The organism is Xenorhabdus sp. BG5 (assembly GCF_015163665.1).
Taxonomy (GTDB): Bacteria; Pseudomonadota; Gammaproteobacteria; order Enterobacterales; family Enterobacteriaceae; genus Xenorhabdus.
In genome coordinates this window covers 1-289 of the sequence record NZ_JADEUG010000114.1, presented here as the reverse complement: position 1 = coordinate 289, position 289 = coordinate 1, and the positions used below count along the sequence as shown (strand labels likewise).

The 289-nt window shown below is 50.5% G+C and carries 1 protein-coding gene; it reads left to right on the top strand.

Going from position 1 to position 289, the window contains the following annotated elements:
- Window positions 1-289 (top strand): AMP-binding protein (locus IQ209_RS18070; protein ID WP_193852547.1); only part of this gene is annotated, 289 nt, incomplete at both ends.

Below are 289 nucleotides of genomic sequence, written 5' to 3'. Positions count from 1 at the left end.
ATCAGATATCCCCGTCTGGTTGCTGGATGATGAAAGCCACCGCAATAACAGGGCAAAACAGCCAGCCCATAATCCTGATGTTCAGCTTCAACCCCATCATCTGGCCTATATCATCTATACTTCCGGCTCCACCGGCCAGCCCAAAGGTGTGATGCTGGAACACCGCAATGTGGTGAACTTTATTCATGCTCAGCACCAGACCAGCGAACCACAATTAGGGGATCGTATCCTGCAATTTGCGACTATCGCCTTTGATACCTCGGTATCCGATATTTTCCCTACCCTCGCC